The following is a 13481-nucleotide window of genomic DNA, read 5'->3' as shown; positions in this document are numbered from 1 at the left end:
TCGATGACGGTGTGCGCCTGAGTCGTGCTGCGGCCGAGTCGACGGATGAGCTTCAGGCACGCCTTGGGGTTCGAATCGCTCCGGAGTTGCTGACGCTCGCCCTCACGCATCGTTCGTTCGCGTACGAGCACGGCGGCATCCCCAACAACGAGCGGCTGGAATTCCTCGGCGACTCGATCCTCGGGCAGGCTGTGACGGTCAAGCTGTACCGCGACTATCCGCGTCTCGAGGAAGGCGGGCTGGCCAAGCGTCGTGCGTCACTGGTGAGCAGTGTCGCGCTTGCCGAGGTCGCGCGAGGAATCGGGCTCGGCGAGTTCGTGCTGCTCGGTCGAGGCGAGGCATCCAGCGGCGGTGCCGACAAGTCGTCGATCCTCGCTGACACGGTCGAGGCGATCATCGGAGCGGTGTACCTGGATGCCGGTGGCGAGGTCGCGACGGCGCTCGTGCTGCGTCTCATCGAACCGCTGTTGGACGACCCGGACAGGTTCGGCGCCGCGATGGACCCGAAGACCAGCCTGCAAGAGCTGGCGGCCCGTCATTCCGCGCCTCCGCCGCAGTATGTGGTGACCGACACCGGACCGGATCACAACAAAACGTTCCATGCCAGGGTGACGGTCGAGGGAGTGGTGACCGCAACCGGCGAAGGAACGAGCAAGAAGAACGCGGAGATGGCGGCAGCGCTTCGGGCGTGGTCGATGGCCAACTCCGGTGCGGCCGATGAGACGGCCGACGACAGTAGTGCCAGAGCTTCCAGAGGTTGAGGTGGTGCGAGCCGGTCTCGAACCGGCGGTCGCCGCTGCCGTGATCTCCTCCGTCGAGGTGCTCGACGAACGCGCCGTCACCCGGCACGATCGCGCGCGCGGCGATCTTTCCGCGCTGCTGGCGGGGCGGCGGATGCTCGGCGCCGCCCGCCGAGGCAAGTTCCTGTGGCTGCCGCTCGACCGTCGCACGGCGGCGGCCGACTACAGCGAGGCCGGACCATCCGGGCAACGGGATGAGGCATCCGAGACGCAAGAGGACGCGCTGCTGCTTCACCTGGGGATGAGCGGCCAGGTGCTGCTGCGGGAAGCGGGTGCGCCTCTCGAGCGCCACGCGCGGGTGCGGCTGATGGTGGAGCATCCGCTGCACGGGGAGCTGGCCGTGCACTTCGTCGACCAGCGCACGTTCGGCTCGCTCGCCGTGGACCGCATGCAGCCGACTCCCGACGGCGCGCCCGGCGGATTCGGCGTCGACCAGGCGCGGGTACCGAGCCAGGTGGCGCACATCGCGCGCGATCCTCTGGACCCGGCATTCGACGACCGACGATTCCTGACCTCGCTGGCCTCCCGGCGCACGACGGTCAAGCGCGCGCTCCTCGACCAGACGCTCGTCAGCGGCGTCGGCAACATCTACGCCGACGAGGCGCTGTGGGCGGCCCGCATCCACTTCGACCAGCCGACCGCCACTCTGTCGACCCGCAAGGCCCGCGAGTTGCTCGCCGAGGTGCGAGCGGTGCTGCACAAGGCGCTTGCCGAAGGCGGGACCAGCTTCGACGCGCAGTACGTGAACGTGAACGGCGCATCCGGATACTTCGCGCACAGCCTCAACGCGTACGGACGCGACGGCCAGCCGTGTCCGCGGTGCGGGACCGAGATGGTGCGGGCGTCGTTCATGAACCGGTCGTCGCACTACTGCCCGCGCTGTCAGCGGCTCCGCTGATCGCTCGGTCTTGCTCGGTGCAACGGATCATCCTGTGACCGACGAGCTTGACGCCATAAACGACCAACCTGCCGCGTCCATCACGGGACGAGCACGATGCGCTCGCCGTGCACCTCTCCATGTTCGATCGCGGCGTGTGCGGCGGCGGCGTAGTCCAACGGAGCTTTACGGATGCGTGGTGTCGGCAGCGCTCCATCCGTCACGGCGCGCACGATGGCGTCCGCGGCGCGGGCGAGTTCGTCGACGGTGGCGTTGCTGATCGCGAATCCGACGATCGAACGGTCATGCGTGTACAGCTCGCCGAACTCGAGCACGTCGTGCCGGGCAATGCCCGCGATGAGCACGATACGGCCGCGCTCGGCCAGCAACGGCACTGCCCGTGAGAGCGAGAGCGTGCCGGACGTGTCGAGCCAGACATCCGCTCCCGGGTGCCGTGTCGAGTCCGCCGGGTGCAGGGCGGCTTCAACCTCGGCGTCGGCTCGCTCGCCGCGGTAGTCCACGGCGGTCGCACCGCTCGCGGTGAGGCGCTCGGGGTCATGGGCACCGGCCGTGGTGACGACGTGGCAGTCCATCCAGCGCGCGAACGACACGGCGCACGAGCCGACGTTGCCGCCTCCGCCACCGACGAACGCGGTTCCACCCCGCGTCAGAGCCCCGTGCTCGACAAGAGCGAGCCACGCCGTCGCCGCCGGATGCACCACAGAGATGAACTCGACGGGGTCCACGCCGGCAGGCAGACGGTAGAGCCGGTCGACCGGGACGCAAGCGAACTGCGCGGCAGCGCCCTGACGCCCGCCATGCCCCAGGCTGTTGCTCCAGACAAGGTCGCCCACCTCGAAGCCGCTGGCGGCGGCCCCCGACTCTTCGACAACGCCCACGACGTCCCGCCCCACGACGAACGGGAACGTCATCAGAGTGCGATAGGCGCCGCTGCGCACGAAGGTGTCGACCGGGTTGACGGTGGTGGCGCTCACCCGCACGAGCACGTCGCGCGGTCCAGGACGCGGCACGGGCACGGTCTCCAACCGGATGGACTCTGCCGGACCGAGTTCATGGACGACGGCGGCGCGCATGGATCCGGAACCAACTGTCGCAGCACCCATCCGACCAACCTATGCCGTGTTCAGCTATGCCGTGTCGCCGGGAGGAAGGCTCTCCTGAGCATCGATGCCAGGCAGCTCCAGCCGAAACGACGCACCCCACGGCGTTCCGGTCGTGTCGACCGCGCTCAGGGTGCCGCCGAGGCGTGCCGTGAGCCGCTGCGCGATCGAGAGGCCGAGACCGGTGCCCACAGCCCTGGTCTGGCGGTACTTGCCATGCAGCGCTCCGCGCACGAAGGCCGAATCGCGGTCTTCGGCGGTGAGTCCGGCACCGCTATCGCTCACCGTCACGGCGACGCGGATGCCGCCATCCGTCGCCGAGACGGTGTCCGCCTCCACGGCGACGACGCCACCGGACGGCGTCGCTCTCAGCGCGTTCTCGAGCAGGCCGTCGACGATCTGCCGCAAGCGGTGGGCATCCGTGTTCGCGATGACTCCGGGTGGCACGTCCGTGCGCAACTCGACACCAGCCGAGGAGGCGACAGCGCGCCAGGCGGCGGCGGCTTCTGCCATCACCCCGGCGATATCGACCGGTGTCAGCTCGGCGGCGAAGTCGTGCGCCTCGAGCCGTGCGAGTTCGAGCAGGTCGGCGACGAAACGGTCGAGGCGGCGGGTCTCGGTGAGCATCGTGGATCCCACCTCGCGGGCATCCTCCGCGCCGACGACGCCGTCTGCGAGGGCCTCCGCGTATCCACGCAGCGCGGTCAGCGGCGTGCGCAGGTCGTGCGAGATGGAGAGCAGGAACTCGCGCTGCCGTGCCTCGCTCACGGTGAGCGCGTCGTCCAGCTCGTCCAACGCGTTCACCACGTCGGACACCTCCGCGGTCGCGGTGTGCGGCAGTTCGACATTGCGATCGCCTTTCGCGAGCCTGCGGGCCGCCGCCGCCGTTCGCGACAGCGGCCGTGACACGACCCGTGCGAGCAGGATGCCCGCCCCGATCGCGACCGTCAGCCCGATCGCCAGAGCGATGAGCAGCTGACCGGCAACCCGGGACACGGCGGCGTCCACCGAGGTCAGCGATCGGGCGACGACGACGGTTCCTCCGGCGAGGCTCTGACGCGCCTCCACGATGAAGCGACGTCCACCGAGCTCGACCGTCGTGGACAGCGTGGAGCCTCGTTCGAGGCGTTGCCGCACCTTGGGCCGCAGCACGACGCCGATGGATCCGCTGACTGTGCCGTCTGCGTTGATCAGCGCGACCTTCGGCTCGGCGGAGGCCGTGGTCTGGTCGTTCACGCGCTGCTCGAGCTGGTTCTGCGGCAGCGCCGCGAGCTGATCGGCGAGCGTGGATGCCTCCGACCGGGCATCTCCGAGCGAAGCCGCGCGCACCAGACCCAGCGACACTGCGCCGGCGACCACCGCGGAGACCAGGGCGACGGCGACCGTGGTGAACACGATGCGTCCCGCGAGGGTGCGGGGGAGGACGCGCATGTCAGACAGCCGATCGCGGCGCACCGGTGCTGGCATCCGTCACCGGTGTCGCCTGCGCGTCGATCGCGTATCCGACGCCGCGCACCGTGCGGATGCCCGACGCGGGCCCCAGCTTCGCCCGCAACTGAGCGATGTGCACGTCCACGGTCCTGCCGGACGCGTAGTCGGCGTGACCCCATACTGCGGAGAGCAGCTGCTCACGGGTGAACACCCGCCCGGGGGACCGCGCCAGGTAGGAGAGCAGGTCGAACTCGGTCGCCGTCAGCGACAACTCCGCGGCGTCGAACGTGGCCGACCTGGTGTCTTGATCGAGCACGAGAGCGCCGAGGCGCACCTCATGGCGACTCGGCACCCCGTGAGCGCGGCGAAGCACGACCTTCAGCCGGGTCACAAGCTCCCGCGGTGAGAACGGCTTGGTGAGATAGTCGTCGCCGCCGAGTTCGAGCGCCACGAGCCGCTCGATCTCGTCGTCGCGCGCCGTCACGAAGATGATCGGCGTCCAGTCGTCGTCCGCCCGAAGCCGTCGGCACAGCTCGACCCCGTCCACGCCCGGCAGGCCGACATCCAGCACGATGGCCACCGGACGACGAGAACGGATGACGCCAAGCGCGGCATCCCCGTCGCCTACAACCTCGACTCCGAAACCGGCGCGCGTGAGATAGAGCCGTTCGAGGTCGGCGATCGCACGCTCGTCTTCGACCACGACGACGAGTCCGGAGGGCGCATCCATGGCTCCATTCAAGCCGGTGCAGAATGCCCGTGCCCCGGCTTCCCGCGCCTCTCAGACAACCCTTACGTTCCTCGAACACGCGCCCGACGGCTGCCGCACACGGGTTTGCGAGTCTTGATGGGTCGTACCGTGCGAGCGCCGCGCTCGCCCGGCAGGCGTTCCCGGGCAGAGCCGGGAGCAGAGCGAAGGGAATCCCTACCATGAAGGAACCGAACAAGGACATCGCCGGCGGGTTTCGCCGCCGGGTCGCCAAGGAACGACTCGCGCTTGCCGTGGCCGGGGTGACGGCGGTTGCAGCAGTGGTCGGCGGTGTCGCCGCGGCGTCAGTGCCGGCGTCGGCGCAGACGGTGGCCATGCGCACGGTCGCGGCCACTTCGCCGATCGTTCCCGCCGCGAGCGCGTCCGGGACCAAGGGTCGCCTCTGCGGTGCGGTGCTGCTCGTGGTGAAGCGCGACTACGACAGGCTGCCCGATGCCCTGCGCAAGGACGTGGCATCCGCCCGGCATCAGTCCTCGAAATCCGCCAAGCGCACGGCCCTGGAGAACGTGCTGAAGAAGGCGCAGTCCGGCGGTTATGGCACGGATGTCGAGTCGGTCGCGAAGGACAAGAAGACGCCCGCGGGCTTCAAGGCAGCATGGGATCGTCTGCCGTCCTCGTTGCGGGACGACCTGAAGAAGGCGAAGGACGCAAGCGGTGACACCCGCACGTCCGACTTGAAGGCCATCGCATCGAAGGCGGAGTCCGGAGGTTACGGTGACCGTGTGAAGGGTGCCGTCGACAAGGCGAAGACGCGGCTCGACGCGTGCGTGGCGCGCGCGCAGGGCTCCGGATCGACGAGCAAGCCGACCACGCCGTCCACCGGCACGCCCACGCCGAGCACGAGCACACCCGCGCCGACGTCGACGACAGGAGCCTGACCGTCAGGCCAGGTGCTTCTGCCAGGTGCCGTTCAGCGCCATCGACTCGTAGCCCAGAGCATCGTTGATCGCCCGCATCGGGCCGTTCTCCGCGGCGTTCCAAGTGAGAACGCGCTCCACACCAGGCGCAACCCGCTTCAGCGCCTGCAGGTTGGCGAGCTTCACCGCGAGGCCGAGTCGGTGCCCGCGGTGCGCGGCCACTACGAGCGTGTCCCACTGCTCGACCTTTTTCGAGCCCTCGGCCACGAGCAGGATCGTGTACGCGACCACCTCACCGGTTGCCTCGTGCACCGCCGCGGCGACGAGGGTGGGCTCTCCGGCGTGCATCCAGCGCTGCTCCTCGTCGCGCACCCGCTGCGCGTCCCAGTGCTCTGGGTCGAGCACGATGCCCTCGTGCGGCACGTCGAGCACCATGCGGGCACGCGCCGCGGCGTAGCCGTCGACGAGTTCGTCCGGGCAACGCCGCCACCACGTGATGATCCGATACCCGGTCCCGTGCTCGTCTGCTTCCCGCTGGAGCCGATCGTGCAGGCCGTCCGGCAACGGTAGATTCTGCCTGCTGACCAGTTCCACCTGGCCCAGCCGGTAACCCGATTCGAGGGCGAACCTCGTCGCGTCGTCCATCGGCAGCCCCGTGGGGCCCGCCTCAGGAGCCACGGTGCGGGCATCCGGCGGGATGTCCGCCAGCACGTGCTCGGTGAACGTCGAGATGTCGACGCGGCCGGCGTCGGCGACCAGCTCCTCGCCCTGGCGGAGCAGGGCAGCACCGATGCCGTGCCGGCGAGCGGCCGGGATGACGTGCACCTCGATCTCGGCGGTGGTCGCGTCCTCCTCGAGCGGAACCGTGACCAGCAGGCGCCCGGTGGGAACGCCGTCGAGCCGGGCGAGGTAGAGCATCCGCAGTCGGAACGAGCTGTCCCGGTACCAGGCGAGCTGGTCCGATGGGTTGTAGACGAAGTCGTCGTTGTGCCACAGGTGAAGGGCGCAGTCGTTGCCGACATCCACGAATCCGGTGAAGTCGTCGGCGTCGGCAGCCATGCTCTCGGGCACGGCCACCCGCTCGATCGTCACCCGCATGAGACTCCCTGCAACGGCAATTAGCCGAACAGCCTATCCAGCTGCCCGCCTGGCCGCCAGGCGTCGGGTACCGTAGAGACGGCTTCGCGCCCCGTCGACGCAAACGGGACGAGATGAGGCTTCAGAAGGGGGCGCCGGTTGCATCTGAAGAGCTTGACGCTCAAGGGCTTCAAGTCCTTCGCTCAGCCGACGACCTTCGTCTTCGAACCCGGTGTCACGTGCATCGTCGGGCCGAACGGATCCGGCAAATCGAACGTCGTGGATGCCCTCGCCTGGGTGATGGGGGAGCAGGGCGTCAAGACGCTTCGCGGCGGGAAGATGGAAGACGTCATCTTCGCCGGAACGTCGACCAGGGGGCCGCTTGGCCGTGCCGAGGTGACGCTCACGATCGACAACGCCGACGGTGCGCTGCCGATCGAGTACTCCGAAGTCACGATCAGTCGCACACTGTTCCGGAACGGCGGCAGCGAGTACGCCATCAACGGCAAGCAGTGCCGTCTGCTCGACGTGCAGGAGCTGCTGAGCGACTCCGGCCTCGGGCGCGAGATGCACGTCATCGTCGGTCAGGGACAGCTGGATGCCGTTCTGCACGCGAGCCCCGACGACCGGCGAGGCTTCATCGAGGAGGCGGCAGGCATCCTGAAGCATCGCAGGCGCAAGGAGAAGACCCTGCGCAAACTCGAGGCGATGCAGACCAACCTCACGCGCCTCAGCGACCTCGCGGGCGAGATCCGACGTCAGTTGAAGCCGCTCGGTGCGCAGGCCGAGGTGGCGAGGGAGGCGCAGACCATCGCCGCGATCGTGCGCGACGCGCGCGCGCGACTGCTGGCAGACGAGGTGGTCGGACTGCGTACTGCGCTCGACGACTACTCGCGCGACGAATCGCAGCGGCACAGCGAACGCATCGTGCTGCAGGAACAGCTCGAGCAGAAGCAGCTGCGGATCGCGCGCATCGAGCAGGAGCAGGTCGGCGACGCGGTCGATGCGGCCCGCCGCACCGCCTTCGCGCTGGAGTCGGCGCAGGAACGACTGCGCTCCCTCTATACACTCGCGAACCAGCGACTGGCGCTCCTGGGCTCGCAGACAGACCTCTCCGAGTCGGCGCGCACCGTCACCCCCGACATGATCGAGGCGTCGAAAGCGGAGGCGGCTCTGCTGCGCGACGGGGTAGGCGAAGCGGATGCCGCGGTGTCAGCCGCGCAGGCCGCCACCCGTGCCGCGCGTTCGCGCCTCGATGCGCTCGACGAGCAGATCGCCGCGCAGAGTGCGCTCGTCTCGCAGCACGACCTCGAGCTCACCAAGCTGGCCGGGCAGGCGGATGCCGCAGCGCAGCGTCTCGCGGCTCTCCGCGGTGAGGTGCTCCGGCAGCGGAACCAGCTCGAGGCGGCCGAACAGCGGAGAGCGGCGGCCGAGGAGGCGCTCTCGGACAGCGAGGGCGACTCCCCGCTGGGAGCGGACGCGCAGAGCGAGCTGGCCGAGGCGTACGAGGTCGCGCAGGCGGCGGTGTTCGAGGCCGAGGCGGAGATCGAACGGCTCCGTGACGAGTTGCGCGCGCTGGAACGGGAGCGCGATGCGTTGTCCGGCCAAGTGAACGCACTCGGTCGAGCGTTGGAAGCCAGGGACGGCTCGGCCGCGCTCATCGCCGCGGCACGCACGGGAGTCGAGGGCCGCGTGGCCGACGCGATCAAGGTCGAGCCGGGATTCGAGGTGGCCATCGCGGCAGCGCTGGGCTCACTGGCCGATGCCGTGCTCGTGGCCGACCGGGATGCCGCGGTCGGAGCCGCCCGATTCGCCGCCGAGGAGGATCTCGGCTCGATCGAGCTGGTCGTCGGAGCCGGCATCACCAGCAGGAGCGCCGGAGCTGACGCCGATGCGCTGACCGACATGCCGAAGGGCGCACGGCGCGCCGAGGAGTTGCTGCTGGCAGGCACGGACAGCATCCGCGACCTGTTGCGGCAGACGGTTGTCGTCGCCGGCCTGGACGAGGCCCACCGGATCTGGCCGAGCACGGGCGACGACACGGTGCTCGTGACACGCACCGGCGAGGTGCTGTCGAAGCACACGCTCAAGGGCGGTTCGGGCAAGGGAGCCGGCCGTATCGAGCTGCTGGCCGAGCGGGACGCCGCCGCCGCGCGTCTCGACGAGCTGGAGTCCGCCATCGCGACCGCGAAGGCGGAGCACGACGGGCAGCGCGAGGCGCTGCAGGCGGCCAAGCAGGCATCCGCGGCGGCTCTGACCCAGCTGCGGGCCTACGACGCACAACTCGCCGAGCAGACCGAGAGGTCCAGCCGGCTGACGGCTCAGCTCGAGGCGGCGAACGCGGAGGCCGGCCGTATCGACCGGGGCATCGCCGAGTCGGAGGCCAAGGTCGCCGAGGCCGAGCAGGCGGCCGCCGCCGCCAAACGCGCCCACGAGACGCACGCGTCGAAGCCGCGGCCCATTCTCGATGTCGGTGAGCGGGATGCCGTCTCGGCCGAGCTCGAATCGTGCCGCGAAGCGGAGGTTCAGGCCCGGATGGCCGCGGAGACCGCGCGGGAGCGAGTGCGCGCCGAGGAGACGCGAACCGCCTCGCTCGTGAAACGGCTCGATGAGGAACGCACCGCGGCGGCGGAGGCCGCGCGGCGTGAGGTCGTCCGCAGGCACCAGGTGGATGCCGCCGAGCGGGTCATCGCGTCGCTGCCGAGTGTGCTCGACTCCGTCGACCGGTCCGTGAGCAGCGCACGCACGGAGCTGGCGGCCGCGGAGGCCGCCCGGGCCGGCCAGAACGAGGAACTGACGGCGTTGCGCCGCGATGAGGCCGCACTACGCGACCGGTTGCAGGCGGTCAGCGAGAGCGTGCACGGACTCGAGCTGCAGATCTATGAGAAGAAGCTGCACCTGTCATCCCTGCTCGAACGTGCAGGCAGCGAGCTCGGGCTCGTCGAAGACGTGCTCGTGGCCGAGTACGGGCCCGAAACGCCCATTCCCGCTGAGACCGAAGACGGCGATGAGCGGCCGTTCGTGCGCGCCGAGCAGGAGAAGCGGCTGCAGGATGCCGAGCGCAAGCTGGGCAGGCTGGGCCGGGTGAATCCGCTCGCGCTGGAGGAGTTCGCCGCACTCGAGCAGCGACACAAGTTCCTCACCGAGCAGCTGACCGACCTCACGAACACCCGCAAGGACCTGCTCACGATCATCGCCGACATCGACGAGCGCATGCAGGGCATCTTCTCGGACGCGTTCGAAGACACTCGCCGCTCGTTCGCCGAGGTGTTTCCCGTGCTGTTCCCTGGCGGCAGCGGAAGCATCCGTCTCACCGACCCGGACGATCTGCTGACGACGGGCATCGAGGTCACCGTTCGGCCCGCGGGGAAGAAGATCGAGCGGCTCTCGCTGCTCTCGGGCGGCGAACGTTCGCTGGCGGCTGTGGCGTTCCTCTTGGCCATCTTCAAGGCGCGACCCAGCCCCTTCTACATCATGGACGAGGTGGAGGCCGCGCTCGACGACGCCAACCTCGGCCGCCTCCTCACGACGTTCGAAGACCTCCGAGCGGACAGCCAGCTGATCGTCATCACGCACCAGAAGCGCACGATGGAGATCGCGGACGCGCTCTACGGCGTCTCGATGCGCCAGGACGGCGTATCGGCGGTCGTCGGTCAGCGGGTCGCCGAGCGGGAGCCCCGAGCCGAGGCCGTCGAGGAGGAGCGGCAGACCGCCTGAGCCTGACGGCCTACGGCAGTTCCCGTGCCGCTCGGATGACTCCCTTCGGATCGTGCCGCTCCTTGAGACGGCGCAAGCGCGCGATCGAATCCGGATCGTAGGCATCCGCGATCGTGGCGCTCGCATCCGTCAAGGTGAGCACGTTCCCTGTGGCGGGCGTGGCGCCCACCGCGGATGTCAGCGGTGCGAATGCCGCATCGACCTCCGCCGTTCCCGGGCCACCGGGAACCATCACGCTGGCGCCCACGTACGCCGGAGCAGCGACGTGCGCCGCGACGGAGCGCGAGCGGTCGCCGCTGACGAGAGACCCGCCGAACGGGCGCACCTCGAATCGGAACAGTCCGTGTGCGGATGCCTGGTGGAACGCGTCGACCAGACGCTCGGCCGACGCGGTATCGACGCCGGCTGTCGCTCTGCCCCAGTCCTCGTAGTGCATCGGGTCGGTGGGTTCGGCGGCGACTGCTGCGAGCGACCCGATGCCGAACGTGCTGAACGTATCGGCGATCGGCGTTCCCACTGCGCGCAACGGCTCGATCAGCCGGGCGCCGGAGCTCGAGTCTCCGAGGTGAAGGGCGTCCACCGAGGCGAATGTTCTGCCCCGCAGCGCCTCGGGCAGTGCCGGCGCATCGGGGAAGTTGATCATGCCGAACGAGAGGCCGAGCGCGGGTTCGGTGTTCGCGAGTTCGAACACGGCGCTGAGCAGATCGGCGCCACGCTCGGGGGCGAACATGAGCTTGCCGCCGTAGAGCTCGTCGCCGTCGAACAACGAGAACTCGATCGCGGTCACCACACCGAACAGCCCACCTGCGCCGCGCAGCGCCCACATCAGCTCAGGGTCACTGTCGTCGCTGATGTGCCGCACGTCGCCGGCGGCATCCACGAGCTCCACCGCCGTGAGCGCAGGAGCCTGCAACCCGTACGCGCGCCCGAACATCGAGTGCCCGCCACTCAGCGAATAGGCGACGGTGTTCACCTCGGGGTTGCTCCCGGCCAGCGCGATCAGGCCCGTGCCTTCCAGAAGCGGAAGCACCCGCCCCCAGTTGACGCCGGCACCCACGCGAACCGTGCGACGCTCCACGTCGACGGAGACCTCGTCGAACGCGCTCGGCCTGATCAGGATGATGCCGGAGAGGTCGCGGGCGGCCGAGTGCCCGTTCGGCTGGGTCAGCACGCCGAGCCCGGCTGCGGCGGCCGTTCGCACGACGCGTTCCACATCGGAGACGTCCGCCGGAACCGCGACTGCCACCGGACGCTGGTCGACGGCGAGGTTCCAGGCGAGCCGCGCCTGGTCATATCCGTCATTGTCGGGAAGGAACAGGGTGCCGGAGAGGCTGGAGCGAAGCTCGTCGAGAAAGGAGGTCGTCTGCATGCGCTCGACAGTACGTGCACCCACTGACGTCGGCGCCGTTGCCCATAGTCTTGACGCATGGCTGAACGCTCCTGGTCCCTGGCCGGCGCGCTCCGTGGCATGTTCGCGAAGCGCACGATCGACGACGAGACCTGGGACGACCTCGAGACCGCCCTCATCACAGCAGACTTCGGCCCCGCGCTCACGGAGGAGATCGTCGATGAGCTGCGTCGGAAGGTCGACCGCTACCGCACGACGGACCCCGCCGATCTGCAACGGATGCTCCGCGAGACCATCGAGGAACGTCTCGCCCGCTTCGATCCCACCCTGAAGCTCACGGAGCGTCCGGCCGTCGTGATAGTCGTCGGGGTGAACGGCGTCGGCAAGACCACCACGATCGGAAAGTTCGCCAAGTTCGTGCGCAACTTCGATCGCTCCGTCGTCGTCGGTGCCGCCGACACGTTCCGCGCCGCCGCGGTCGAGCAGCTGGCGACCTGGGCGCAGCGTGCGGGCGCCGAGATCGTGCGGCCGCAGCAGGAGCGGCAGGATCCGGCATCCGTCGCTTTCCAGACCATCGAGTACGCCAAGAACACCGGAACTGAGATCGTGATCATCGACACGGCCGGTCGCCTGCACACGAAGGGCGGACTGATGGACGAGCTGGCGAAGATCAAGCGCGTTGTGGAGAAGCAGGCGCCGATCTCGGAGGTGCTGCTCGTGCTCGACGCGACGACCGGCCAGAACGGGCTCGCCCAGGCGCAGGCATTCATCGAGCACGCCGGTGTGACGGGGCTCGTGCTGACCAAGCTCGACGGCTCGGCCAAGGGCGGATTCGTTCTCTCAGTGCAGGAGCGCACCGGGCTCCCGATCAAGCTGGTCGGGCAGGGTGAAAGCATCGGCGACCTCACCGGATTCACGCCGCACGTCTTCGCCCAGCAGCTGGTCGGCTGACCGCGGAAAGGGATACGGGCATGGCGATAGAGCACGACTTCTTCGGCATCGTCGAGGAGGACTCCACGGGCGGTCTGTACTGGAGCGAGACCGTCGAAGTGGCTGAACAGCCCGTGCAGGTCGAGCTCAGGGCACCGGCCGCCGGCGACGTCGCCGAGAGCGGTCTTGATGCCGCTGCCACGGTCATCCGTTCGCTGGAGGGACTGGATGCCCGCGCCCGTGACGCGCTCATCGCGGAACTCAGCGAGCGCGGTTCGGTGACGACGCAGTACATCGACCACCGGGTCGACGACATGGGGGAGTCGCTGCTCGACCTGCTCGTGCACAACTCGGGCGACATCGCCATGGATGTGCTGCGCTCCCTGCAGCTTCTCGCCGTGTCGCTGCGCCCGGATGTCACCGGAGACGACGACGCCTTCGCGGTCTTCACCTACTCGATCGACCCCGACGAGACGGATGCGGTGCTGCAGGTGAGCTTCGACGACCGCGGCGACGTGGTGGCCGTGGACGACGGCGAGTAGGGCTCAGCACGC

General features: G+C 69.2%; 11 protein-coding genes. 6 read left to right on the top strand and 5 right to left on the bottom strand.

All coding sequences use genetic code 11. The annotated features are described in order from the left end of the window. Positions 1–17 precede the first annotated feature (17 nt). Both rnc and mutM read left to right on the top strand, forming a co-directional pair. Positions 18–761 carry a ribonuclease III gene (rnc, locus tag ACYVII_RS01990; protein WP_460530526.1) on the top strand — a complete coding sequence of 248 codons (744 nt, stop codon included), beginning with the start codon at positions 18–20 and terminating at the stop codon, positions 759–761. Beyond that, positions 739–1698, top strand: a complete 960-nt coding sequence (gene mutM, locus ACYVII_RS01985; RefSeq protein ID WP_460530148.1) for a bifunctional DNA-formamidopyrimidine glycosylase/DNA-(apurinic or apyrimidinic site) lyase — start codon at positions 739–741, stop codon at positions 1696–1698. Before rnc ends, mutM begins: the two co-directional genes overlap by 23 nt. Positions 1699–1778: 80 nt before the next feature. On the opposite strand, the gene ACYVII_RS01980 is transcribed toward mutM, so the two are convergent. Genes ACYVII_RS01980 through ACYVII_RS01970 form a run of 3 tightly spaced genes read right to left on the bottom strand, consistent with a single transcriptional unit; the run spans position 1779 to position 4959 of the window. Beyond that, a complete protein-coding gene (locus ACYVII_RS01980; RefSeq protein ID WP_460530145.1) occupies positions 1779–2801 on the bottom strand; it encodes an alcohol dehydrogenase catalytic domain-containing protein in 1023 nt (340 codons plus the stop codon). 24 nt (positions 2802–2825) lie between these two features. Then, entirely contained in the window at positions 2826–4229 is a 1404-nt protein-coding gene (locus ACYVII_RS01975) for a sensor histidine kinase (protein WP_460530143.1), read from the bottom strand. 1 nt (position 4230) lies between these two features. After that, a complete protein-coding gene (locus tag ACYVII_RS01970; RefSeq protein ID WP_460530140.1) occupies positions 4231–4959 on the bottom strand; it encodes a response regulator transcription factor in 729 nt (242 codons plus the stop codon). A 200-nt stretch (positions 4960–5159) separates the two neighbouring features. Between ACYVII_RS01970 and ACYVII_RS01965 the strand changes: the two genes are divergently transcribed. Then, a complete protein-coding gene (locus ACYVII_RS01965; protein WP_460530137.1) occupies positions 5160–5876 on the top strand; it encodes a hypothetical protein in 717 nt (238 codons plus the stop codon). 3 nt (positions 5877–5879) lie between these two features. Here ACYVII_RS01965 and ACYVII_RS01960 read toward each other — a convergent pair whose 3' ends face one another. Continuing rightward, complete coding sequence (locus ACYVII_RS01960) at positions 5880–6953, bottom strand: GNAT family N-acetyltransferase (protein ID WP_460530134.1); 1074 nt, start codon at positions 6951–6953, stop codon at positions 5880–5882. 138 nt (positions 6954–7091) lie between these two features. On the opposite strand from ACYVII_RS01960, the gene smc reads away from it, so the two are divergent. Further along, on the top strand, positions 7092–10649 hold the full coding sequence (gene smc / locus ACYVII_RS01955; RefSeq protein ID WP_460530131.1) for a chromosome segregation SMC family protein: 3558 nt from the start codon (positions 7092–7094) through the stop codon (positions 10647–10649). Between the two features lie 10 nt (positions 10650–10659). Here the strand turns inward: smc and ACYVII_RS01950 are convergent, their stop codons facing one another. Beyond that, positions 10660–12018 (bottom strand): FAD-binding oxidoreductase, encoded by a 1359-nt coding sequence (locus ACYVII_RS01950; RefSeq protein WP_460530128.1) that lies wholly within the window; start codon positions 12016–12018, stop codon positions 10660–10662. 57 nt (positions 12019–12075) lie between these two features. On the opposite strand from ACYVII_RS01950, the gene ftsY reads away from it, so the two are divergent. Both ftsY and ACYVII_RS01940 read left to right on the top strand, forming a co-directional pair. After that, complete coding sequence (gene ftsY / locus ACYVII_RS01945; protein ID WP_460530125.1) at positions 12076–12948, top strand: signal recognition particle-docking protein FtsY; 873 nt, start codon at positions 12076–12078, stop codon at positions 12946–12948. Positions 12949–12968: 20 nt separating this feature from the next. Then, entirely contained in the window at positions 12969–13469 is a 501-nt protein-coding gene (locus ACYVII_RS01940) for a DUF2004 domain-containing protein (protein WP_460530122.1), read from the top strand. The last annotated feature ends 12 nt before the right edge of the window (positions 13470–13481 follow it).

The sequence above is a fragment of the Humibacter ginsengiterrae genome (assembly GCF_054780115.1).
This window is presented reverse-complemented; position numbering and strand designations above follow the sequence as displayed.

Excerpts from the sequence above, each read along its gene's own strand:
- ACYVII_RS01970 (WP_460530140.1), bottom strand. The coding sequence starts at position 4,959 with ATGGATGCGCCCTCCGGACTCGTCGTCGTGGTCGAAGACGAGCGTGCG.
- ACYVII_RS01980 (WP_460530145.1), bottom strand. The coding sequence starts at position 2,801 with ATGGGTGCTGCGACAGTTGGTTCCGGATCCATGCGCGCCGCCGTCGTC.
- ACYVII_RS01965 (WP_460530137.1), top strand. The coding sequence starts at position 5,160 with ATGAAGGAACCGAACAAGGACATCGCCGGCGGGTTTCGCCGCCGGGTC.
- ACYVII_RS01960 (WP_460530134.1), bottom strand. The coding sequence starts at position 6,953 with ATGCGGGTGACGATCGAGCGGGTGGCCGTGCCCGAGAGCATGGCTGCC.
- ACYVII_RS01975 (WP_460530143.1), bottom strand. The coding sequence starts at position 4,229 with ATGCGCGTCCTCCCCCGCACCCTCGCGGGACGCATCGTGTTCACCACG.
- ACYVII_RS01940 (WP_460530122.1), top strand. The coding sequence starts at position 12,969 with ATGGCGATAGAGCACGACTTCTTCGGCATCGTCGAGGAGGACTCCACG.
- ftsY (WP_460530125.1), top strand. The coding sequence starts at position 12,076 with ATGGCTGAACGCTCCTGGTCCCTGGCCGGCGCGCTCCGTGGCATGTTC.
- ACYVII_RS01950 (WP_460530128.1), bottom strand. The coding sequence starts at position 12,018 with ATGCAGACGACCTCCTTTCTCGACGAGCTTCGCTCCAGCCTCTCCGGC.